Source organism: Chlorobium ferrooxidans DSM 13031, assembly GCF_000168715.1.
Classification (GTDB): Bacteria; Bacteroidota; Chlorobiia; order Chlorobiales; family Chlorobiaceae; genus Chlorobium; species Chlorobium ferrooxidans.
In genome coordinates this window covers 22,193-45,514 of the sequence record NZ_AASE01000018.1, presented here as the reverse complement: position 1 = coordinate 45,514, position 23,322 = coordinate 22,193, and the positions used below count along the sequence as shown (strand labels likewise).

Below are 23,322 nucleotides of genomic sequence, written 5' to 3'. Positions count from 1 at the left end.
TTTCAGAGTCTTTTGTAGGCATTGGCAATCTTGTCATCCTTTTTTACTCCGCCGAGGGCCAGCCAGAAAAGAACCGGTTCCGGTAGCAACAGGTATAATCCGGCTTCCGGTCTGTGGGAGAATGTAATGCAGGTGCAGTTGAAATACTGGTTCATGAAGTGTGCTGCGGCAAGGCCGGAGAGCAGGTCTCCAGCGAAGAGCAGGATGCCGAGCAGAATAAGTTTTTTCTGCAGATCTCTTTTTTTATAGAGAAAGATGGCGGCAATGGCAACGATGGCCGTCAGGGGAGAAAAGATGCCGGCGGCAATGTTGCTGGTGACCTGCATGATGCCTGCTTCGGGGTAGGAGGTGAAATCGGTAATAAAAAAGAGTGTTGCGGTACTGAAGCTCCAGAAGGGGAACATCATACTCGCGATGGCCAGCAGGCCCGCAAGAAAGAGGTAGAGGGTTTGAATTCTGGCTAACATAGGTAATGTTGGTTAATTTAGGGCTTCTCACGACAATTAATAGAGGTGCCCTTTAGTCAGTAAGTTCAACGAATATACATAATCAGGAGAAAAGTGTCCTGCATTATGCCCTTTTATGAGCAGCGTACTCCCTTTCAATACCGGTTACAATGATGGCCGTCGCTCCGGCTCGCTCTCTGACGAATCTTCCGGCAATCTCTCCGGTTGCGACTCTTTTTGCGCTCTCATCACTGAAGATTTTCAGGGCAGCGGCAAGTTCGTTCCCGTTATGAATGACGGTTCCGCCTCCGCTCGCCGCCAGATCTTCGGCTTCAGGGGAGTTGTGGTAACGGGGGCCGAAGAGTACCGGGATGGCAAAGACTGCCGGTTCGAGCGTGTTATGGACGTTGACACCGAACCCTCCTCCTACATATGCCATTGATGCAATGGTATAGAGTTCTGCCAGATAGCCGGTCTGGTCAATGATGAGAATCTGCCGGCGCGGATCAAATGAACCGTTCAATTGAGAGATACGGACCGACGATAGCGAGCGTTTCAGCAGATCAGCTTCGAGGTGTGCAAGGTTTTCAGGGGTGACCTGATGCGGTACCATGATGAGTGAAGGTCTCTTTGCAAGAGTTTGCCATGCGTCAAGCAGCACGGTTTCATCTTTTTCCCAGACACTTCCGGCAACCAGCACGGTCAGGTTTTCAAAAAGTGGTTTAAGGTGATCAACCCGTGCATGATTCCGGCTTCGCAAAACCACCTGGTCGAACCGGGGGTCACCGGCGGTTTCCACTCGCATGCATCCGAAAAGCTCTCTGAAAGCCGTGGAGTCTTTTTCGGAAGCGGTATAGATGGAGTCGAAGAGGTGAAAAATGGTTCGGTAGAAGCTGTTCAGGAGGGGGTTGAAGTAGGGCGCATGCGTTTGCAGCACGGCTGCGGCAAGCATCAGTGTTGTCCCCTGTTTTTTTGCTTCAAGCAGATGGTTCGGCCAGAAGTCGTAACGCATCAGGAGCAGCAGGTCAGGGCGGAGCAGTGCGATTAATCGTTTTGCATTATTTGCGGTGTCGGGCGGCAGGTAGAAGACTGCCGAAGCATCCGGGAAGTTCTTCCGGGCATTGTATCCCGAATCGGAGAGAAAGGAGACAAACAGTATAATATCCGGATGTTTCTCTTTCATTGCGGCTATGATAGGCCGGGCCTGTTCGAATTCACCAACCGAGGCGGCATGTACCCACATTCTGAAAGCGGAAGGGGGGAGCTTTTCGGCTGTTTTTTCGAGTTCTTCGAAGAGCCCCTTCCTGACTGAAAAAAATGTGCGGAGTCTCGGGTGCAGACGGTTGAGAAGTTTCGCCGCGCCAAGAAGAACCGGAAAGAGGAGTTTATAGATAGAGAGGGCGGAAGAGTGCATTATTATTTTTTTTGCTTCTGTCACATTCCGGGATGCTCCGAAGAGCAGGATGGGTATGCCGTTATCTTGCCTGAATGAAGATAAGGAGATTTCTCTATATCGCAGGGTAGAGCAGTTACATTTTTTCTTCCGTGTATCATTCAGGTTAAACCGTTTTCATGAGCATATTCCGGCGGCTTTTCGGGTATGGGGTTGGCCGTTTTCCGATAAGCGGCCGGTATAAAATAAATTCGTCTTTAAGGAAATAAAATCGTACTATGCTGACGTTTTAAATGCGTGGTGAATATGCTAAGAAAGGACGCAGGGAATGTAAGTGCTTTATTTCCCGGTGTTTGTGACGAAACAATGGCGCTTGGTAGACCTTTGTAAGCTGCCCGGATGTTTTCGGTTGATGAGAACTCTTCTTCATTTTTTTCTTTCCTGCATTGCTGCCACCTCCGCCTCATTCGAGGCTTTTTTTATCAATGATCTGGAAATGAAAATACAATGAGCGACAACTCTCTATTGCCGAAGGATTTCCGCAGCCTTCAGCTTGCGGAACCATTAATGCAGGCGCTTGAAGAGGTGGGATATGAAAATCCGACCCCGATTCAGGCCGAAACCATTCCACTGCTTCTCGAAGGACGTGATGTTCTCGGGCAGGCACAGACCGGAACAGGAAAAACCGCTGCGTTTGCCCTGCCGGTACTCTCCAATATCCGCCTTGCACTTGCCGAGCCCCAGGCTCTTGTACTTGCTCCAACCAGGGAGCTGGCTATACAGGTTGCCGAGGCTTTTCAGCGTTATGCAGTACACCTCAAGGGGTTTCATGTTGTTCCGATCTATGGCGGTCAGGATTACGGCATTCAGCTCCGCATGCTGAAACGCGGTGTGCATGTCGTGGTTGGTACTCCCGGTCGTGTCATGGATCACATGCGTCGGGGATCGCTTAATCTTGACTCTCTGCAGTGCCTTGTGCTTGACGAGGCTGACGAGATGCTTCGCATGGGATTCATCGACGATGTCGAGTGGATTCTTGATCAGACGCCAAAAGATCGCCAGGTGGCTCTTTTTTCGGCAACCATGCCCTCTGCCATCCGCCGTATCGCACAGAAGTATCTGAATAATCCGGCCCAGGTAACCATACAGACCAAAACCACAACGGTTGAGACTATTCGTCAGCGCTACTGGATTGTCGGCGGAAGCCACAAACTTGATATCCTGACCCGAATTCTTGAAGTTGAACCGTTCGACGGGATACTGATTTTTGTACGCACAAAAACCATGACGATTGAACTGGCTGAAAAGCTTCAGGCCCGAGGCTATGGAGCTGCCGCCCTGAATGGCGATATGGCCCAGAATCAGCGGGAGCGCACGGTCGATCAGCTTAAGAACGGAGCGTTGAGCATTGTTATTGCCACCGATGTGGCAGCACGAGGTCTTGATGTGGAGCGTATCAGCCATGTTATAAACTACGATATCCCTTCCGACACGGAGTCCTATGTTCACCGGATCGGCAGGACCGGTCGCGCAGGCCGCACCGGCGATGCGATTCTCTTTGTCTCTCCGAGGGAGAAGAATATGCTGTATGCGATCGAAAAGGCGACGCACAGCCGTATTGAACTGATGGAGCTGCCGTCAACGGAGATCATCAACAACAAGCGGATAGCTAAATTCAACCAGAAGATCACCGATACGATTGCGGCTGAAGACCTTGATTTCTTCACTCGTATTATTGAGCAGTACTGTCATGAACATGATGTACCGGTCATTGAAGCTGCGGCAGCACTGGCTTCACTGGTTCAGGGTGAAACACCGTTACTCCTTTCAAACAAGCCCGAAAAAACGCGTTCCCACGATGATCGCGAAGGTTCCGGCAGGGATCGGGGTTCAGATCGTGATCGCGGATTTGACCGGGATCGCGGCCCATCCAAACGCAGAAGCAGTGATGAGGGTAAAGAGCGCTACCGTCTTGAGGTAGGCAGTGAGCATGGTGTGAAAGCCGGCAATATTCTCGGCGCTATTCTCAATGAGGTCGGTCTTGATCCTGATTCAGTCGGCCAGATCTCCATCAATGACTCCTACAGCACGGTAGAGCTGCCGCAGGGTATGCCTGATAATGTGTTTCATGAACTCCGCAAGGTAAGGGTTTGCGGACGTCAGCTCAGGCTCTCCAAAATGGAGGATCAGGATCGCAACTCCTCTCCCTATGGTATCAAAAAAGCGTTCAAGAAGCCTTTTGCTAAACCGGCAGGCAAGGAGACCGCTTTCTTTACCGGTAACAAAAAGAAACGCAAAGGATGATCCTTACACGATAACAGTTGTAAAGCGGGGACGTGAACTCCCCGCTTTTTTTTTGCTCTTTTTTCCCTTCTCCGAGATCTTCCCGTTCTACTCTACCGTTGAGGGTTGTATATTAAACGTATCGATTCACGCCAATCCCGGGAGGAACCATGGAGCTTGAATTCTACGGAGCAACAGGCAGGGTTACCGGCTCCTGCCATATTCTCAGGGTTGGTGGAGCAACGGTGCTGCTCGACTGCGGTCTCATACAGGGTTCAAGGGAAGATGAGGCTCTTAATGCCGAGCCGTTTCCCTTTGATCCATCGGCTGTTGATGCGGTTGTCCTTACCCATGGCCATATCGACCACTCCGGACGTCTTCCTCTTCTCGTCAAGAAGGGGTTTGCCGGTCCGGTCTATACCCAGCAGGCAACTGTTGATCTCTGCAGGGTTCTGCTTCTTGATTCCGCTTCACTTGGTGAACGTGATGCCATTTTTCGCCAGAAGCACCCCCAGAGTGCCGGTGACCGTCATGCTGAACCGCTCTATACCCGTGAGGATGCCGTGCGGGCGCTGAACAGCTTTGTCGGCTTGCCATACCATCAAAAGCAGGAGATTCTTCCGGGTATTATCATCCGTTTCATGGATGCCGGTCATATTCTCGGTTCCGCTCTGGTTGAGGTGTGGCTGCATGAAGGCGATGTTTCAAGGAAGCTTGTGTTCAGCGGTGACGTGGGTCAATACAACACCCCTATCATGAACGATCCCGAGACGATCGAAGAGGCCGACGCAGTAATTGTGGAGAGCACCTATGGTGACCGTCTTCATCGGGAGATAGCGCTTACCCTTGCCGAGATGGGTGAGATTATCCGCAAGGCGGCTGCAGGTGGTGGCAATATTCTTATCCCTGCATTTGCAATCGGACGAAGTCAGGAGCTGCTCTACTTTTTTTCAGAGCACTATGAGGAGTGGGAGCTGGATCGCTGGCAGATTTTTCTCGACAGTCCCATGGCCATTGAGGCCAGCCGGATCTACTGGGATTACCCTGCGCTTGTTGATGAAGATGCGGCTTCGTTCCGCAATGGCAGGAGCTGGATGCCGCATCTGAAAAACCTGCATTTTACCGCAAAGCCGGAGCAGTCGAAGGCCATCAATGCCATAAAACAGGGGGCCATCATTATTGCCGGCAGCGGTATGTGCAATGGAGGCAGGATTCTGCACCATCTGAAGCACAATATCGAGCGACCGGAGTGCAGTGTGATCATAACCGGTTTTCAGGCAGCGGGAACCCTCGGGCGTCGTCTGGTAGAGGGCGAGCAGGAAGTGGAGATTCACGGACGGAGTTATCCGGTACGGGCAGCGCTCCATACCATAGGCGGCTTGTCAGCGCATGGAGACCGGAATGATATTCTTCGATGGCTCGGGGGATTTACAAACCGACCTGAAATTTATGTTGTGCATGGCGATGAGCCGGTAAAAACAGTGTTCCTTGATGCAATTGAAGCCGAGCTGCATCTGAAGGCATCCATCCCACAGCAGGGAGAGATTGTCAGGTTTGCGTGATCACTCTTTTTGTATAATGCCTGCGCTTTGCAGGGAAATGTCACGTTTATGCAAAACCTTGCCGGAAGGGTTGCATGCGAAGCATTAGTTTCTATTTTAATCGTGAGTTACAATAAATGTTATGTGCGGCAGAGATGCTGCCTGATATCATGTTGACGATTGTTTTTTAATGCCTAATAATCAGGATACGATGTTAATTACCACCTTCAGGGAGCTTGTCCCTATTCTTCAGACCGCAATCGGCCCTATGATTCTTATCTCGGGTCTTGGTCTTCTTCTTCTCACCATGACCAACAGGCTTGGTCGTATCATCGACCGTTCAAGATCCCTGATTGATAATCTGGAGTCATTTCCGGACCTCCATATACAGAGAATCAACGAGGAGGTTGCCATTCTCTGGACAAGAGCCCGCTACATCCGTACAGCCATTCTGCTTGCAACCATGACCTGCCTGGGAGCCTCGCTTTTGATTATCATGCTCTTTCTCAGCGCTCTGGTCAATCTTGACCTGCCTCTGGTGCTCTCGGCCATATTTATTCTCAGTATGCTCTGCTTGAGCAGCTCGCTGGTCTTTTTTGTGCTTGACGTGAACCTTACCCTTGCTGCGCTGAAAATAGAGATGAGAAGTCACAAACATTAAGAGGGGCACGCTCACTCTGCCTGCTTTTTGGTTCTATCCTCTCGGATGAAAGGTTTTGTGGACCTCCTTGACAAACGACCGGTCGATATGTGTGTAGATCTGGGTTGTGGATATGGAGCTGTGGCCGAGCATTTCCTGTACCGCGCGCAGATCTGCGCCACCTTCAAGCAGATGGGTTGCGAAGGTATGGCGGAAGGTGTGCGGACTGATCTGCTTTTCAATGCCGGCAATGATGGCGTATTGCCGCACCATAGAGAAGATGGCCATGCGTGAGAGCGGTTTTCCCCTTGCATTGAGAAAGAGATAGTCGCCGGAGTTTCGCCCTGAAAGTCCTTGCCGCAGTTCCCGCTGGTAGCGGGTGATCCACTCTGTTGCCGCACTGCCGACCGGCACAAGACGCTCCTTTGATCCTTTTCCGAAGATTCTTACAAAACCAGCCTCAAGGTAGAGGTTCTGCTGCTGGATAGAGATCAGTTCGCTCACCCTTACTCCGGTTGCGTAGAGGAGTTCAACTATTGTTTTGTCACGCAAGAAGTATTTACTCTGCGGGTTTTGCAGTAGCGGAGCTTCAAGCAGGCGAAGGGTTTCATCAATTGTCAGGACGGTGGGCAGGTATCGCGCCTGTTTTGGCTGATGAAGGTTTTCCGCCGGGTTGATGGAGGTTGTGCGCTCAGAGAGCAGGAATTTGTGGAGGGAGCGGATTGCTGAAATGTTCCGTGCCAATGAGCTTGCTTCAAGTCCCGTCAGGTAAAGTTCGGTGATGAACTCCCGGATCTGGTTGGGAGTAATGCTTTCGAGCGATATGGCGTTTTGCTGCATGAAGAGCAGGTAGCGCTCGAGATCGTTGCGGTAGGAGACCCTTGTGTTTTCCGAAAAGTTGCGTTCAATGAGCATATAGTTCAGGAAGCTCTCAAGCACGTTGCGGCTGGAGTCATGCAGGGTGTTCATGGTTTTTTGCCGGTTTTGCGGAGCCGTTGAGCGAAGCCTCCGTCAAATCCCGGATACTCTCCCGGCAGGGTGAGGATGGCTCCCTTGAAGCCGCTCTTTGGCAGAAACGGTTCCGGTACTTTTCCTCTGTCAGGGTCCACAGAAAAGTCGGGGTGCCGCTCAAGAAACGCTTCAATCTGCAGGGCATTCTCTTCGGGTTCGATGGAGCATGTGGCATAGACAAGCACTCCGTTTTCCTCAAGCAACTCTGCGGCATGGTCGAGAAGCTCCATTTGCAGGGTGATCAGTTCTTGAATGGTTTCAGGTGTCAGTTTCCAGCGCAGTTCAGTTCGCCTGCCAACAACGCCGCTCCCTGAGCAGGGGGCGTCAAGCAGGATTGCATCGGGGCGATTTTCCGGTTTGAAGCTCCTTGCGTCGGCGGCCACTGTTCTAATGATGGTAATGCCGAGAGCTTCAGCGTGCGTGGTGATTTTTAGGAGTTTTTGTTCATAGAGATCAAGTGAGGTGACGCTTCCGTTATTTCCCATCAATTCAGCCATAAAGGTTGATTTTCCACCCGGTGCAGCGCAGAGGTCGAGAACAGCACTTCCCGGCACCGGATTCAGCAGAAGGCAGGCGAGAGCCTGTGTCGGATTCTGGACGGTGAGCCTGCCATCGCTGACCGCAGGCTCGAAGGTGCTGAACTCTTTCGAAATGAAGAGGTTTTCAATACCGCACGCTTCATATGCTGCGGAGGAAAACAGGGGATCGGAAAAAAGCTGCTCTTCTGAAGTTTTCAGCCGGTTGATTCTGAATCCGAAGAGCGGGAACCGGTTGTTATAGGTCAGGAGGGCTTCGGTTTTTTTAAGGCCATAGTCAGCTATCCAGCGTTCAACCAGCCACTTCGGGTGGGAGTGTTTTATGGCCAGCTGTTCTGAGGGCTCTCTCTCCTTGAGCCACTCATCAAGGGCTATGCTTTGCGGGGTGATTTTTCTTAAAACACCGTTGACCAGTTTTGACATCCGGTCACCTTTATATTTTTTCGCAAGTTTTACGCATTCATTGACTGCCGCCCAGTCGGGAACCTTGTCAAGGAAAAGAATCTGATAGAGGCCGAGTCGAAGAATATTTTTCAGTACCGGTGCGGCTTTTTCCAGTTTGTGGTGGTAGTAGCGACTGATAATAAAATCAAGCTGAAGCCGGTAGCGAAGTACTCCGTTGACCAGTCCGGTTGCAAGTGCCCGGTCAATGCGGTTCAGTGCACTCTGTTCCAGAGTCCGGTGCAGTATCTGGTCGGATCGTTTTTTTCCTGTTTCGAGGGCCTGCAGAACATTAAGTGCTGTTTCTCTGGCTGTAATCATCGGGAGCTGTGGATTTTAGAGTATTGTACCCATTCGGGTGATTTGTAAAATACTATTCCCTGTTGTAGATTAACCGAACTAAATGTTCTTTTCAAGATTTTACGCTATCATCGAGAAAGGTGGAGGGACTGGCCCTGAGAAACCTTGGCAACCGTCAATTCATAATGAAGTATGAACGGTGCCAATTCCATCCCGGTATAAAGGTCGGGAAAGATGATGGTATGCATGCCCTATGTATGCTTATACCTCATTGCAGTCATTTTCCGCACGATTTGTTCCTCTCAGGATTACCCCCTCACTCATCGGGTGTTAGCGGCATTTTCAACAGCTATACAGATGACAGAGCGATCGCATCCTCAATACAAGTTTGAAACGCTGCAGGTTCATGCCGGTCAGAGGCCTGATCCCACGACAAAGTCGAGAGCAGTGCCTATCTATCAGACCACCTCCTATGTTTTTGACAGTGCCCGTCACGGTGCTGACCTTTTTGCCCTGAAGGAGTTCGGTAATATCTATACCCGGCTCATGAATCCGACGACCGATGTTCTTGAGCAGCGAGTTGCTGCACTTGAAGGGGGCAAGGCTGCCCTGGCGGTGGCAAGCGGTCATTCGGCACAGTTTATTGCTATTGCCACTCTCTGCCAGGCAGGTGACAATATCGTCTCCTCAAGTTATCTCTATGGAGGTACCTATAATCAGTTCAAGGTCTCTTTCCGTCGGCTCGGTATCGGTGTGAAGTTTGTTGACGGGTGTAACCAGGATGCATTCCGCAGTGCAATCGACAGCAGTACCAAGGCGCTCTATCTGGAATCGATCGGCAATCCGGCTTTTCATGTGCCTGATTTTGAGGCGATTTCGGCCATTGCGGCTGAACATGGCATCCCCCTGATTGTTGATAATACATTCGGCTGTTCCGGCTATCTCTGCCGTCCGCTTGAGTACGGAGCTTCGATTGTGGTGGAGTCTGCGACCAAATGGATCGGAGGACATGGAACCTCCATGGGTGGTATAATTGTTGACGGCGGAACCTTCAACTGGGGAAACGGAAAGTTTCCTCTGATCAGTGAGCCTTCAGAGGGCTATCACGGGTTGAAATTTCATGAAACGTTCGGGGATCTTGCTTTTATCATCAAGGCCCGGGTTGAGGGGCTGCGTGATATCGGCCCGGCGATCAGCCCGTTCAACTCTTTTATGCTCCTGCAGGGTCTGGAGACGCTCTCGCTCCGTGTTCAGCGGCATGCCGACAACTCAATGGAGCTTGCCCGCTGGCTTGAGGCGCACCCGGCGGTAGAGTGGGTTAACTATCCCGGTCTTGAGAGTCATCCGACCCATGAACTGGCACAAAAATATCTGCAAAACGGATTCGGCGGCGTGTTGACCTTCGGTATCAGGGGCGGATACGAGCAGGCGGTCGGTTTTATCGACAGTGTGCAGCTGGCAAGCCATCTGGCCAATGTGGGTGATGCCAAAACGCTGGTGATTCATCCCGCCTCAACCACCCACCAGCAGCTTTCCAGAGAGGAGCAAGAGTCTGCGGGCGTATTTGCCGATATGGTCAGGGTCTCTCCGGGAATTGAACATATTGATGATATCAAGGCTGATTTTGAACAGGCATTTGCACAATTGAGAGGTGACGTATGAGAGCATATACCGATGTTATTTCCGGAAAAACGCATTTTTTCGATTCAAGTGAACCATATACCACCGAATTTGGAGCCGAGCTGCCTTCCCTGCGTGTGGCCTACAGGACATGGGGCACCCTCAATGCAGAGAGAGATAATGTGATCCTTGTCTGCCATGCTCTTACCGGTTCGGCTGATGCTGACGGATGGTGGGAGGGGATGTTTTCAAGAGGGGGTGCGTTTGATGAAACAACCGATTTTATTATCTGCAGCAATGTGCTCGGAAGTTGTTACGGTTCGACAGGTCCTGTTTCACTGAATTCGCTGACCGGTAAAAACTACGGGCCTGATTTCCCCCTGATTACGATCAGGGATATGGTGCATGTGCAGCGCAGGCTGCTTGCTGGACTCGGCATTGACCGGGTAAAACTGGCGGTAGGGGCCTCTCTTGGCGGGATGCAGGTGCTGGAGTGGGGGATGCTCTATCCTGAGGTTGTTCAGTCGCTGATGGCAATGGGCGCTTCAGGCCGACACTCCGCATGGTGTATTGCGCAGAGTGAGGCACAGCGACAGGCTATCTATGCTGATCGTGACTGGAATGGCGGATGGTACACCAGGGAGCAGCCGCCTGCGGCAGGGCTTGCTGCGGCAAGAATGATGGCCATGTGCACCTACCGCAGCTTTGAAAACTTTCAGACCCGGTTTGGCCGTGAACTGCAGAAGGGTACAACTTTCAAGGCGGAAAGCTATCTGCACCATCAGGGGCGCAAACTGGTAGAGCGATTTGATGCCAATACCTATATCACACTCACCAGGGCGATGGATATGCATGATCTTGGAAGGGGCCGGGGAGTCTATGAAGAGGTGCTCGGCTCAATGCCGATGCCGGTCGAGATTCTCTCCATCAATTCCGATGTTCTCTACCCGAAAGAGGAGCAGGAGGAGCTTGCCCGGTTTATTCCAAAATCAAGCATTCTCTACCTTGACGAACCCTATGGGCATGACGCTTTTCTGATTGATGTTGAAAAGGTGAGCCGCATGGTAAGGGAGTTTCTTGACGGAAGGGCAGTGGAGGAGCACTCCGCCGCCTGAGAAGGGGCGTATCGCAAGACGCCCCTGTGGAAAATTTACGGTGCCGTGATTTCGTCAAAGCGGGTATAGTGCCTTAACACCTCAGGGACTCTAATATTGCCTTCCGCTGTCTGGTAGTGCTCAAGGAGTGATACCATAAGGCGGGATGTTGCCAGCCCCGACCCGTTCAGGGTGTGCACGAACTCCGGTTTTGATTTGCCATTGGGTTTGAAACGGATGTTGGCGCGTCGAGCCTGGTAATCTTCGAAGTTTGAGCAGCTTGATGCTTCAAGGTATTTCTGTTCCGCCGGTGACCAGACCTCGATGTCATAGCATTTCGCTGCATTGGCACTGATATCGCCGCTGCAGAGGAGGAGAACCCGGTAGGGTATTTTCAGTGCAATGAGAATGGCTTCAGCGTTTCTGCGAATCTGTTCAAGTGCTTCATAGGACTCTTCAGGCCGGGTAAACTTTACCATCTCCACCTTGTTGAACTGGTGTACTCTCAGGAAGCCACGGGTATCCTTGCCGTAGCTGCCCGCTTCACGACGGAAACAGGCGGAGTAGGCAGCATAGGAGATCGGCAGAGCTCCGTTGTCAAGCATTTCCCCCCGGTGCAGGTTGGTGACCGGCACTTCGGCGGTGGGGATGGCGTAGAGGTCGTCCTCCTGCATATGATAGACCTGATCGGCGAACTTCGGCCACTGACCGGTTCCCCTCAGTGACTCCCTGTTGACAAAAAAAGGAGGAAATACCTCGGTATAGCCGTGATTTTCCGTATGCATGTCAAGCATGAAGTTGATCAGAGCCCTTTCAAGCCGGGCACCTTTGCCCATATAGGCGGGAAAGCCTGCCCCGCTTACCTTTGCACCCCTTTCAAAATCAAGGATGCCGAGTGATTTACCCAGTTCAAGGTGATTTTTAACCGGGAAGTCAAGATTGTGCACGAACGTTACCGGTTCACCAAAAACCTCGTTCTCTGCAGCACTTTTTCCGGCCGGAACCGAAGAGTGGAGTTTGTTGGGGAGTGCAAGAAGAATACTCTCCATCTCCTCTTCAAGCTGGCTGAGCCGGTTGTCCATCAGGGCAATCTCTTCTGAAACGGATTTCATCCGCACGATCAGCTCTTCTGCAGAGCCCTGCCCGCTTTTTTTTATGTCGGCCACCTCTTTTGAAACCTTGTTGCGCAGGGCTTTCTGATCGTCCGACCGCTGAACCAGCTCCTTGCGCTCTTTGTCAAGATCAAGAAGCTCCTGGAGTCTGGGCACTTCAACAGCCAGCTGGCGCTGGTGCAGCATATTCATGACTTCCACCTGATTCAGGCGGATATAGTTGATATCAAGCATGATGGTGAAAAGAGTGGGTTATGCTGAAAGCAGTGATTTTACGATCTGCTGAACCTTGGTGCCGTCAGCCTTGCCTTTGAGCGCTTTCATCGATTCGCCCATTACCCGGCCGATATCTTTCATGGATGAGGCTCCGGTTTTTGCGACGATCTCTTTAATGATGCGTTCTATTTCATCATCCGAAACCGGTTCGGGCAGATACTCTTCGATTACCTTGAGTTCTGACTGCTCTGTTTCTGCAAGATCGGGGCGGTTTCCTGCGGTAAACTGCTCAATGGCATCCCTCCGTTTTTTTGCCAGACTTACCAGCACTTCAATCTCCTGCTCATCAGTCAGTAACGCTTTTCCTGCAACGCGGATTGATACCTCTTTTTCCAGCAGTGCGGCGCGAATGGAACGGATGGCGTTGAGGCGGTCTTTTGCACCGCTTTTAAGGGACTCCTTCAGGTCCCGATCTATAGTCTCTTTCAGGCTCATGGTGGTTTTCAATGGGTTGTATTCAACAAGAAGAATCTGAAAATACAGGAAAAAATGGTGCTTTCCCACTCAATCATTGATGTCCCCGCCGACGGGACGGATTACCAGCTCTTCTACCGATGTCCTGCCGGGAAGAAAGTAGGCATTGAGCAGGGCTGACGAGATCTCTTCAGGTCGCATCATGACAGATTTCATCTCCTCCGGCAGCTCGCCCCACATTGGAGTATAGACTGCACCCGGCATGATATTGGTAATTCTGACGTTACACTCCCTGGCGTAAAGACGCAGCGTCTCAATCAGCCCTTTTTGACCGAACTTCGACATGCAGTAGATCGCTGAGCTTTTAAATGCTGTTTCGGCTGCAATGGAGGTTATAAAGAAAATATGGCCTGACCTGTTTTTCTCCATCGCAGCAAAGACCTTTTGTGTCAGGAAAAAAGTTCCTTTGAGGTTCGTCGATATGGTGTAGTCAAAATCCTCTTCGTGAAGCTCATCGAGAGGCTTGAATCGTCCGACACCGGCATTATTGATCAGGCAGTCAATGGTTCCGTATCGCTTGAGTGTTGTTTCAACGAGCCGGTCTGTTTGTGATTTGTCTGCAATATCAATGGTGAAGAGTTCAGCAACGGCTCCATTTGCCCGGCATTCAGTTGCAACAGATTCAAGATCTGAAGCTGTCCTTGATACAAGAATAAGAATTGGCTCAAAACCGCTCTTCTCTATTGCTGCACGTGAAAAGTCAAGTGCAATTGCTCTCCCAATCCCCTTCCCTGCTCCGGTTATAATGATGATTTTTTTCATATATGAATTGGTTTTGACGGGTATTTATATGGGTTATGTATTAATGATGTAATAACGATAATATATGGCGGTAATTGCAGGTCTGAAGCGGCTAAATAAGTTGCTGTATATATATAGATCAGAATAAATATAGTTATATTAACTACTAACTATATACCCTTATAACGTCTGAGATGGTAACAAGGTAGTGTTTTTATCATAAAGATTTTGAACATGGCCAACCATCTGGTTTTGGAAGACTTTAACAGCGGATTATGATGATTGTAACGTGCAGCTCCGGAATTTTATAACCTTTAAAAGTGGTTTATAAAAGAGGGGTAATATTTTCTTCTGTGGCAAGATGGATAGAGCAATATCATAAACTGTTTAGTGTATATCCGTTTCGCGATTTTGCGAAGGATCGCATTGATAGCTTACATAGACAATGCCTATTAATAATTGAGACATCCTGGATACCGGGAGTGTCGACTTGACTAAAAACAAACGCCGTGCCGAATACTACTGATGGACCAAATGCGATAATTACCGGGACGAGTACAGCCAGCCTGACGGAGACGAATGCGGTACTGAAAGCAACTGGTGATTTGAATGTCTATGATATAGATAGTTCAGAGACTTTTGTTACCCAGTATAATGTGCCGGGTGATCATGCTTATGGTACATTTACCATCCGCAGGAACGGTGGTTGGACCTATACTACCAACAGTGCTCACAATGAATTTGTAGCTGGTCAGAGCTATACGGACAGCATTACGGTAACGACAGCCGATGGCACAGAGCAGGTGCTGAGGGTGACCATTACGGGTACCAATGATGCTGCGGTGATAAGCGGTACGAGTACAACAACCCTGACAGAGACGAACGCTGCTTTGACTGCGACAGGCACATTGAGTTCCACTGATGTTGACGGTACAGCAAACCTCTTTACTGCACAGAACGCTCCGGGCACGAATGGGTACGGAGTGTTTACTATCGGCACGAACGGCGTGTGGACGTACACGGCCAACAGCGCTCATAACGAGTTTGTCGGAGGCCAGAGCTATACGGACAGCGTTACGGTAACGACCGCAGACGGTACGTCGCAGGTCGTGACGGTGACGATGACGGGCACTAATGATGCTGCGGTGATAAGCGGTACGAGCAGTGTCAGTCTGACGGAGACGGATACTGGTCTGACTGCGACAGGCTCCCTGAGTGCTACGGACTCGGACAGTTCTGCGGCTTTTGTCGCTCAGAGTAATGTTGCCGGAACAGGCGGATACGGCAAGTTCAGCATCGGCACGAACGGCGTATGGAGTTACACTGCCAACACTGCCCACAACGAGTTTGTCGGAGGCCAGAGTTATACGGACAGCATAACGGTAACGACCGCAGACGGTACGTCGAAGTTGGTAACCGTGACAATGACCGGTACCAATGATGCGGCGGTGATATGCGGTACGAGCTCGGCGAGTCTTACGGAGACGAACACAGTTTTGACGGCTTCGGGCACGCTGAGTGCAAATGACGTAGACAGTTCAGCGGTTTTTGTGGCGCAAAGTAATGTTGCTGGATCAGGCGGTTATGGGACGTTCAGCATCAGCACGAACGGCGTGTGGAGCTATACGGCAAACAGTGCCCACAACGAGTTTATTGGAGGCCAGAGTTATACGGACAGCATAACGGTGACGACCGCTGACGGAACGCCGAAAATGGTAACGGTAACGATGACGGGTACCAATGATGCGGCGGTGATAAGCGGCACAAGCACGGCAAGTTTGACAGAGACGGATGCGGTGTTGAGTGCGACAGGCACGTTGAGTGCCACGGACGTCGATAGTTCCACAGATTTTGTTACCCGGATTAATGTTGCGGGGAATAATGGTTACGGCAAGTTCAGCATTAATACGAACGGAGTGTGGAGCTACACGGCAAACAGTGCCCACAACGAGTTTGGTGCAGGCCAGAGCTATACGGACAGCATAACGGTGACGACTGCTGATGGTACGTCGAAGGTTGTAACCGTAACAATGACGGGCACCAATGATGCGGCGGTGATAAGCGGCACGAGCACGGCGAGCCTGACGGAAACGGATGCTGTTCTGACTGCAACCGGTACGTTGAGTGCGACAGACATCGACAGCAGTTCAGCCGCTTTTGTTGCACAGACCAATGTCGTTGGAACCGGAGGTTACGGCAAGTTCAGTATCTGCACGAACGGTGTGTGGACGTATACGGCAAACAGCGCACACAACGAGTTTGTCGGAGGCCAGAGCTATACGGACAGCATAACGGTGACGACCGCAGACGGAACGCCGAAAGTGGTAACGGTGACAATGACCGGTACCAATGATGCGGCGGTGATAAGCGGCACGAGCAGTGTCAGTCTGACTGAAAGTAATGCTGCTTTGACTGCGACAGGAACATTGAGTTCTTCAGACTTGGATGGTACTGCAAACCTCTTTACAGCGCAGACCGCCCCGGGAACTAATGGATTCGGAGTGTTTACTATCGGCACGAATGGCGTGTGGACGTACACGGCCAACAGCGCTCACAACGAGTTTGTCGGAGGCCAGAGCTATACCGACAGCATTACAGTGACGACCGCAGACGGGACATCACACGTCGTCACGGTGACAACGGTTGGCACGTATGATGGTCATGATGGTCATGGAGATCATGATGGTCACGGTGGTCATGATGGTTACGGTGGTCATGATGGTCATGGAGATCATGATGGTTACGGTGGTCATGATGGTCATGGAGATCATGATGGTCATGGAGATCATGATGGTTACGGTGGTCATGATGGTCATGGAGATCATGATGGTCATGGAGATCATGATGGTCATGGAGATCATGATGGTCATGGAGATCATGATGGTCATGGAGATCATGATGGTCATGGAGATCATGATGGTCATGGAGATCATGATGGTCACGGTGATCATGATGGTCATGGCGGTCACCATCATCACCATCATCACGATGACGATGATGTATCAAATGCGGTTATAACGGGTACCAGCACAGCGAACCTGACGGAGACGGATGTTATCCTTACCGCGACGGGTACCCTGATTGTCACTGACCTGGATAGTCCTGAAACTTTTGTTGCCCGGAATGCTGTAGCAGGAAGTAATGGTTATGGCACCTTCAGCATCGACACGAATGGCCTTTGGAATTATTCGACTAACGGTGCACATAACGAGTTTGCAGCAGGTCAGAGCTATACCGACAGTTTCACGGTCTCAAGTGCTGATGGGACGACGAAGGTGGTAACGGTAACGATAACTGGCTCGAACGATGCAGCGGTGATAAGCGGCACGAGTGCGGTAAGCGTGACGGAGACGAATGCTGCGCTGAGTGCGACAGGTACGTTGACGTCGACGGATGTGGACGGCACGGCGAATCTGTTTACGGCGCAGAGTGGGGTATCGGGAAATAATAACTATGGCACGTTCAGTATCGGCACGAACGGCGTGTGGACGTATACGGCAAACAGTGCGCATAACGAGTTCGTAGGCGGCCAGACCTATACGGACAGCATAACGGTGACGACTGCAGACGGTACGTCGAAGGTTGTAACGGTAACGATAACCGGCACGAACGACGCGGCAGTCATAAGCGGCACGAGCAGTGCGAGCGTGACGGAGACGAATGCGGCGATAACGGCGACGGGCACGTTGAGTGCGACGGACGTCGATAGCTCATCGGCCTTTGTAGCGCAGACGGCAGTAGCGGGAACGAACGGCACGTTCAGCATAGGCACGAACGGCGAGTGGACGTACACGGCGAACAGTGCGTTTAATGAGCTGAATGTCGGAACGAGCGTGACGGAAAGCTTCACGGTAACGACGGTAGACGGCACGTCGGAAGTGGTAACGGTAACGATAACCGGCACGAACGACGCGGCAGTCATAAGCGGCACGAGCAGTGCGAGCGTCTCGGAGACGAATGCGGCGATAACGGCGACGGGCACGTTGAGTGCGACGGACGTCGATAGCTCATCGGCCTTTGTAGCGCAGACGGCAGTAGCGGGAACGAACGGCACGTTCAGCATAGGCACGAACGGCGAGTGGACGTACACGGCGAACAGTGCGTTTAATGAGCTGAATGTCGGAACGAGCGTGACGGAAAGCTTCACGGTAACGACGGTAGACGGCACGTCGGAAGTGGTAACGGTAACGATAACCGGCACGAACGACGCGGCAGTCATAAGCGGCACGAGCAGTGCGAGCGTCTCGGAGACGAATGCGGCGATAACGGCGACGGGCACGTTGAGTGCGACGGACGTCGATAGCTCATCGGCCTTTGTAGCGCAGACGGCAGTAGCGGGAACGAACGGCACGTTCAGCATAGGCACGAACGGCGAGTGGACGTACACGGCGAACAGTGCGTTTAATGAGCTGAATGTCGGAACGAGCGTGACGGAAAGCTTCACGGTAACGACGGTAGACGGCACGTCGGAAGTGGTAACGGTAACGATAACCGGCACGAACGACGCGGCAGTCATAAGCGGCACGAGCAGTGCGAGCGTCTCGGAGACGAATGCGGCGATAACGGCGACGGGCACGTTGAGTGCGACGGACGTCGATAGCTCATCGGCCTTTGTAGCGCAGACGGCAGTAGCGGGAACGAACGGCACGTTCAGCATAGGCACGAACGGCGAGTGGACGTACACGGCGAACAGTGCGTTTAATGAGCTGAATGTCGGAACGAGCGTGACGGAAAGCTTCACGGTAACGACGGTAGACGGCACGTCGGAAGTGGTAACGGTAACGATAACCGGCACGAACGACGCGGCAGTCATAAGCGGCACGAGCAGTGCGAGCGTCTCGGAGACGAATGCGGCGATAACGGCGACGGGCACGTTGAGTGCGACGGACGTCGATAGCTCATCGGCCTTTGTAGCGCAGACGGCAGTAGCGGGAACGAACGGCACGTTCAGCATAGGCACGAACGGCGAGTGGACGTACACGGCGAACAGTGCGTTTAATGAGCTGAATGTCGGAACGAGCGTGACGGAAAGCTTCACGGTAACGACGGTAGACGGCACGTCGGAAGTGGTAACGGTAACGATAACCGGCACGAACGACGCGGCAGTCATAAGCGGCACGAGCAGTGCGAGCGTCTCGGAGACGAATGCGGCGATAACGGCGACGGGCACGTTGAGTGCGACGGACGTCGATAGCTCATCGGCCTTTGTAGCGCAGACGGCAGTAGCGGGAACGAACGGCACGTTCAGCATAGGCACGAACGGCGAGTGGACGTACACGGCGAACAGTGCGTTTAATGAGCTGAATGTCGGAACGAGCGTGACGGAAAGCTTCACGGTAACGACGGTAGACGGCACGTCGGAAGTGGTAACGGTAACGATAACCGGCACGAACGACGCGGCAGTCATAGATGGGCAGAGTTCTGCGTTTCTGACCGAGACGAATGCTGTACAGAGTGCGACGGGTACGTTGACCTCAACGGATGTTGACGGTACCGATAATCTGTTTATATCGCAAAGTGGTGTCTCCAGAACATATGGTACGTTCAGCGTCGGTACGAATGGGGCATGGAACTATCTTATGAACGGAGCGCATGATGAGCTCGTGGCTGGTCAGACGTATACGGACAGCTTTACGGTAGAGACAGCTGACCATACAACACAAGTGGTGACGGTAACGATAACCGGCACGAACGACGCGGCAGTCATAAGCGGCACGAGCACTGCGAGCCTGACGGAAAGTGATATCGTGTTGAGTGCTACAGGTGCCTTGGCCTCAACGGATATCGACGGAACTGCTAACCTGTTCATATTGCAGAGTGGAGTAGCCGGAAATAATGGCTACGGCACGTTCAGCATCGGAACAAACGGTGTCTGGACGTACACGGCGTACACTGCGCACAACGAGTTTATAGATGGTCAAACGTATACGGACAGCTTTACGGTAGAGACCGCTGATCACACAACAAAAGTGGTGACGGTAACGATAACCGGCACGAATGATGTAGCGGTTATCGACGGTATTAGTACCGGTTACCTTACGGAGACAAATGCTATCCAGAGCGTTATGGGCTTGTTGAATTCTGCTGATGTTGATGGCACGGATAACCTGTTCATATCGCAGAGTGGTGTCGCCAGAACATATGGTACGTTCAGTATAGATACTGATGGGGCCTGGAGCTATACGATGAGCAGTGCACACAACGAGTTTGTATCTGGCCACACCTATACTGACAGCTTTACAGTTGAAACTGCTGATCATACACCAACAGTGGTGACAGTAATAATATCAGGCTCGAATGATAATGCATCGATAGCGGGCACGAGCACGGGGTCGGTGACGGAAGATGTTTCGGTCACCCCACAAAACACACTGGTTACCAATGGTTTACTCACAGCAAGCGATCCTGATACCGGTGAGTCAGTCTTTACTGCACGTCCCAGCGTCGCCGGGCTTTATGGTACATTCACCTTGGCGGCCGACGGAAACTGGACCTACACGGCCTTGAATGCGAATACTACGATTCAGACGCTTGCCTATGGAGCTTCCCTGACCGACAGCTTTACGGCAGTAAGCAGTGACGGCTCAGCCAGCCAGTTGGTGACGGTGACGATACACGGCACCTATGACCCGGCTTACACCCAGGGAGTTGATACATCGCTTGTATCGGAAACGGATTCACCGATTACGACCGGTGGTATCCTGAATTCTGCCACTGTGGATGGATCATCGGCATTTATAGCGACGACAGGAACGGGAACGAACGGAAACGGCACGTTCAGCATAGGCACGAACGGCGAGTGGACGTACACGGCGAACAGTGCGTTTAATGAGCTGAATGTCGGAACAAGTGTAACGGACAGCTTTACTGTTCAGACTACAGCCAGCACAGTAGCAGTAGTGACGGTGACCATTACAGGCACGAACGATGCCGCGACCTTTAGCGGAAACTTCAATTCAAGTGTGGTCGAGACGGATGCGGCAATAACAACAGGCGGCACCTTGACGGTAACCGACGTCGATAGTTCGAATGCTGTGATTGCACCATCGCAGCCGCTGTATGGCGATTACGGCTTGTTCAATATCGGCTCGAATGGTGTTTGGAGTTATACTGCAAATGAAGCGTTTGATTCCCTTGCTGCAGGATCCTCTCAGGTTGACAGTTTCAATGTAGTAACCGCTGACGGCACTTCAACTGTTGTGACTATAACGATAAACGGCACTAATGATGCTCCGGTATTTACGAGTGGTATGAGTGGCAGCGTTGATGAGAATGCTCCTACGTCAACGGTTATCTATACTGCGACAACGACAGATGTAGATTCCGCAACCCGAACCTATACATTGAGCGGTACCGATGCAACACTTCTTGATATCAACAGTACTACCGGTGCGGTGACGTTAAAAACGTCGGCGGATTATGAAACGAAAGCGAGCTACAGCTTTAACGTGATAGCCAACGACGGCTCGAATGACACGACGCAGGCGGTTACTGTATCAGTAGACGACAAGGATGATCCTGCTGTGATTGGCGGAGTTATCAGTGCCGGTCTGACGGAGACGGATACGGCCTTGAGTGTGACGGGTACTTTAACAGTTTCGGATCAGGATGCCGGGGCTATATTGCCGACTTTTGGTGCCCAGAGTAATATTGCAGGAAACCATGGCTATGGTAAGTTCAGTATCGGCTCGGACGGCGAGTGGACATACACGATGGACAATGCTCATAACGAGTTTGTACTTGGCCAGCCCTATACCGACAGTTTCACTGTTTATGCAACCGAAGGAAGTAACACCACCTCTCAAGTTGTGACCGTAACGATAACCGGTACGAACGATGCTGCGGTTATAGCCGGCACGAGCACAGCGAGCCTCACGGAGACGGATGCGGTTTTGAGTGTGACACGCACCTTGACATCAACAGACGTCGACGGTACTGCTAACCTGTTTACAGCGCAGAGTGGAGCTGGAAACCATGGCTACGGCACCTTCAGCATAGGCACGAATGGAGAGTGGACATATACGACAAATAGTGCGCACGATGAGTTTGAAGCGGGTGTGACATATACGGACAGCATAACGGTATCAACAGCCGACGGTACAACGCAGGTTGTTACAGTGACAATAACCGGAACGAGTGATGTGGTGGTGCCAATCGTCACTGGTGATATAACAGGGGCACTGGTCGAAACTGATGCCGCGGAGAGTACAACCGGCACCCTGACTGTTAACGGAGCTTCAGGCACCTTTGGGAATCAGACGAATGTAGCAGGAAACAATGGCTATGGTAAGTTCAGCATCGGCACGAACGGCGAGTGGACATACACGATGGACACTGCTCATAACGAGTTTGTACTTGACACGCCATATACCGATAGTTTCACTGTTTATGCTATCGAAGGCAGTAGCACTTTGTCCCAGCTCGTAACTGTGACGATAACGGGTACGGATGACTTGTCAACCATTACCGGTAACAGCAGTTCGACCATATATGAAACGGATGCGGTGCTGACGACAACCGGTGTGCTCGAAGTTGATGATGTTGATAGTGACCCCGTGCCAAGCTTTATTCCGCAGGAGGACTCGGGGCAATATGGTTTGGGTACATTCAGCATAAATACCGCTGGAGAATGGAGCTATACGGCCTTTGATGTCTACAACGACCTGAATCCTGGAGCTACAATCATTGATACCTTTATTGTCGGAACAGATGATGGTAATTCTCAGATCTTGACGGTGACGATAACCGGCACGTATGAGTCGGTTTCGGGTACCTCCGGAGATGATGAATTGGTTGGTTCTGATATTGCAGACAGGATCTTAGGTCTGGATGGCAGTGATTCCATTGATGCTCTTGAAGGTGATGACTCCATCAACGGAGGATTGGGTAATGACACTTTAACCGGTGGAGAGGGTCATGATATTTTTGTCTTTGATACCGTACCTGACCCATACAACAATGTTGATACGATCATTGACTTCAATCATGATGATGACACAATTCATCTTTCGTCATCTGTTTTTGATGCTTTGACCTCTACTGGAGAATTGAGTGCTGCTGCATTTTATGTTGGGTCTGAAGCCCAGGATGGTGACGACCGGATCATCTACAATGATGCCACCGGAGAGTTGTTCTATGATGCCGATGGAGATGGATTGGGTGATGCGGTACAGATTGCTGTACTTACCGGGGTACCTACGGACATTGATCACACAGACTTTACTGTGATCTGACGGGATTTACTGGAAGTTGACTGAGATGGTTTGCTTGAAAGAAGTGGGCCAATGAAGAGTATACATGATGACTGACGCAGCGATCAGGAGGCCAGACCGGTATAAGATATTTTTTGTCAATAGAGGGGAGCTTTAATGAATCAGAGAGACGTTTGTCGGTAAACTGTTAACACGCTGTTAA

General features: G+C 51.4%; 13 protein-coding genes and 1 riboswitch. Of the genes, 6 read left to right on the top strand and 7 right to left on the bottom strand.

The window, feature by feature from the left end; translation table 11 throughout:
* Positions 1–2: 2 nt before the first annotated feature.
* Entirely contained in the window at positions 3–467 is a 465-nt protein-coding gene (locus CFERDRAFT_RS08820) for a DUF4293 domain-containing protein (protein WP_006366878.1), read from the bottom strand.
* A gap of 103 nt (positions 468–570) precedes the next feature.
* Positions 571–1,860, bottom strand: coding sequence for a 3-deoxy-D-manno-octulosonic acid transferase (locus CFERDRAFT_RS08815; RefSeq protein ID WP_006366877.1), 1,290 nt, complete (start codon positions 1,858–1,860; stop codon positions 571–573).
* Positions 1,861–2,346: 486 nt separating this feature from the next.
* On the opposite strand from CFERDRAFT_RS08815, the gene CFERDRAFT_RS08810 reads away from it, so the two are divergent.
* From CFERDRAFT_RS08810 to CFERDRAFT_RS08800, 3 genes are all read left to right on the top strand, one after another.
* Complete coding sequence (locus CFERDRAFT_RS08810; protein WP_006366876.1) at positions 2,347–4,143, top strand: DEAD/DEAH box helicase; 1,797 nt, start codon at positions 2,347–2,349, stop codon at positions 4,141–4,143.
* Between the two features lie 149 nt (positions 4,144–4,292).
* Positions 4,293–5,684: an MBL fold metallo-hydrolase RNA specificity domain-containing protein gene (locus CFERDRAFT_RS08805; protein WP_006366875.1), complete on the top strand. Its 1,392-nt coding sequence runs from the start codon at positions 4,293–4,295 to the stop codon at positions 5,682–5,684.
* Positions 5,685–5,874: 190 nt separating this feature from the next.
* Positions 5,875–6,324 carry a DUF2721 domain-containing protein gene (locus CFERDRAFT_RS08800; protein WP_006366873.1) on the top strand — a complete coding sequence of 150 codons (450 nt, stop codon included), beginning with the start codon at positions 5,875–5,877 and terminating at the stop codon, positions 6,322–6,324.
* A 33-nt stretch (positions 6,325–6,357) separates the two neighbouring features.
* Here CFERDRAFT_RS08800 and xerD read toward each other — a convergent pair whose 3' ends face one another.
* Both xerD and rsmB read right to left on the bottom strand, forming a co-directional pair.
* Entirely contained in the window at positions 6,358–7,272 is a 915-nt protein-coding gene (gene xerD, locus CFERDRAFT_RS08795; protein ID WP_006366872.1) for a site-specific tyrosine recombinase XerD, read from the bottom strand.
* Positions 7,269–8,612, bottom strand: coding sequence for a 16S rRNA (cytosine(967)-C(5))-methyltransferase RsmB (rsmB, locus tag CFERDRAFT_RS08790; protein ID WP_006366871.1), 1,344 nt, complete (start codon positions 8,610–8,612; stop codon positions 7,269–7,271). The genes xerD and rsmB overlap by 4 nt, the downstream gene beginning before the upstream one ends.
* A 104-nt stretch (positions 8,613–8,716) precedes the next feature.
* Positions 8,717–8,832, top strand: a riboswitch (SAM riboswitch).
* A 116-nt stretch (positions 8,833–8,948) separates the two neighbouring features.
* On the opposite strand from rsmB, the gene CFERDRAFT_RS08785 reads away from it, so the two are divergent.
* Together CFERDRAFT_RS08785 and metX are read left to right on the top strand one after the other, a co-directional pair.
* Positions 8,949–10,253: an O-acetylhomoserine aminocarboxypropyltransferase/cysteine synthase family protein gene (locus CFERDRAFT_RS08785; protein WP_040433580.1), complete on the top strand. Its 1,305-nt coding sequence runs from the start codon at positions 8,949–8,951 to the stop codon at positions 10,251–10,253.
* Complete coding sequence (gene metX / locus CFERDRAFT_RS08780) at positions 10,250–11,326, top strand: homoserine O-acetyltransferase MetX (RefSeq protein WP_006366869.1); 1,077 nt, start codon at positions 10,250–10,252, stop codon at positions 11,324–11,326. Before CFERDRAFT_RS08785 ends, metX begins: the two co-directional genes overlap by 4 nt.
* A 35-nt stretch (positions 11,327–11,361) precedes the next feature.
* Here the strand turns inward: metX and serS are convergent, their stop codons facing one another.
* From serS to CFERDRAFT_RS08765, 3 genes are all read right to left on the bottom strand, one after another.
* The gene (gene serS / locus CFERDRAFT_RS08775; protein ID WP_006366868.1) at positions 11,362–12,651 is read right to left on the bottom strand and encodes a serine--tRNA ligase; all 1,290 of its coding nucleotides are present in this window, start codon (positions 12,649–12,651) and stop codon (positions 11,362–11,364) included.
* Positions 12,652–12,669: 18 nt separating this feature from the next.
* The gene (locus CFERDRAFT_RS08770) at positions 12,670–13,128 is read right to left on the bottom strand and encodes a GatB/YqeY domain-containing protein (protein WP_040433588.1); all 459 of its coding nucleotides are present in this window, start codon (positions 13,126–13,128) and stop codon (positions 12,670–12,672) included.
* Positions 13,129–13,197: 69 nt separating this feature from the next.
* Positions 13,198–13,929: an SDR family oxidoreductase gene (locus CFERDRAFT_RS08765; RefSeq protein WP_006366862.1), complete on the bottom strand. Its 732-nt coding sequence runs from the start codon at positions 13,927–13,929 to the stop codon at positions 13,198–13,200.
* A gap of 488 nt (positions 13,930–14,417) precedes the next feature.
* Between CFERDRAFT_RS08765 and CFERDRAFT_RS12395 the strand changes: the two genes are divergently transcribed.
* Positions 14,418–23,141, top strand: coding sequence for a VCBS domain-containing protein (locus tag CFERDRAFT_RS12395; protein ID WP_006366861.1), 8,724 nt, complete (start codon positions 14,418–14,420; stop codon positions 23,139–23,141).
* Positions 23,142–23,322: the final 181 nt, after the last annotated feature.

What these genes read in the sequence shown, in the direction of transcription:
- CFERDRAFT_RS08820 (WP_006366878.1), bottom strand. Translation starts at nt 467, where the DNA reads ATGTTAGCCAGAATTCAAACCCTCTACCTCTTTCTTGCGGGCCTGCTG.
- CFERDRAFT_RS08815 (WP_006366877.1), bottom strand. Translation starts at nt 1,860, where the DNA reads ATGCACTCTTCCGCCCTCTCTATCTATAAACTCCTCTTTCCGGTTCTT.
- CFERDRAFT_RS08810 (WP_006366876.1), top strand. Translation starts at nt 2,347, where the DNA reads ATGAGCGACAACTCTCTATTGCCGAAGGATTTCCGCAGCCTTCAGCTT.
- CFERDRAFT_RS08805 (WP_006366875.1), top strand. Translation starts at nt 4,293, where the DNA reads ATGGAGCTTGAATTCTACGGAGCAACAGGCAGGGTTACCGGCTCCTGC.
- CFERDRAFT_RS08800 (WP_006366873.1), top strand. Translation starts at nt 5,875, where the DNA reads ATGTTAATTACCACCTTCAGGGAGCTTGTCCCTATTCTTCAGACCGCA.
- xerD (WP_006366872.1), bottom strand. Translation starts at nt 7,272, where the DNA reads ATGAACACCCTGCATGACTCCAGCCGCAACGTGCTTGAGAGCTTCCTG.
- rsmB (WP_006366871.1), bottom strand. Translation starts at nt 8,612, where the DNA reads ATGATTACAGCCAGAGAAACAGCACTTAATGTTCTGCAGGCCCTCGAA.
- CFERDRAFT_RS08785 (WP_040433580.1), top strand. Translation starts at nt 8,949, where the DNA reads ATGACAGAGCGATCGCATCCTCAATACAAGTTTGAAACGCTGCAGGTT.
- metX (WP_006366869.1), top strand. Translation starts at nt 10,250, where the DNA reads ATGAGAGCATATACCGATGTTATTTCCGGAAAAACGCATTTTTTCGAT.
- serS (WP_006366868.1), bottom strand. Translation starts at nt 12,651, where the DNA reads ATGCTTGATATCAACTATATCCGCCTGAATCAGGTGGAAGTCATGAAT.
- CFERDRAFT_RS08770 (WP_040433588.1), bottom strand. Translation starts at nt 13,128, where the DNA reads ATGAGCCTGAAAGAGACTATAGATCGGGACCTGAAGGAGTCCCTTAAA.
- CFERDRAFT_RS08765 (WP_006366862.1), bottom strand. Translation starts at nt 13,929, where the DNA reads ATGAAAAAAATCATCATTATAACCGGAGCAGGGAAGGGGATTGGGAGA.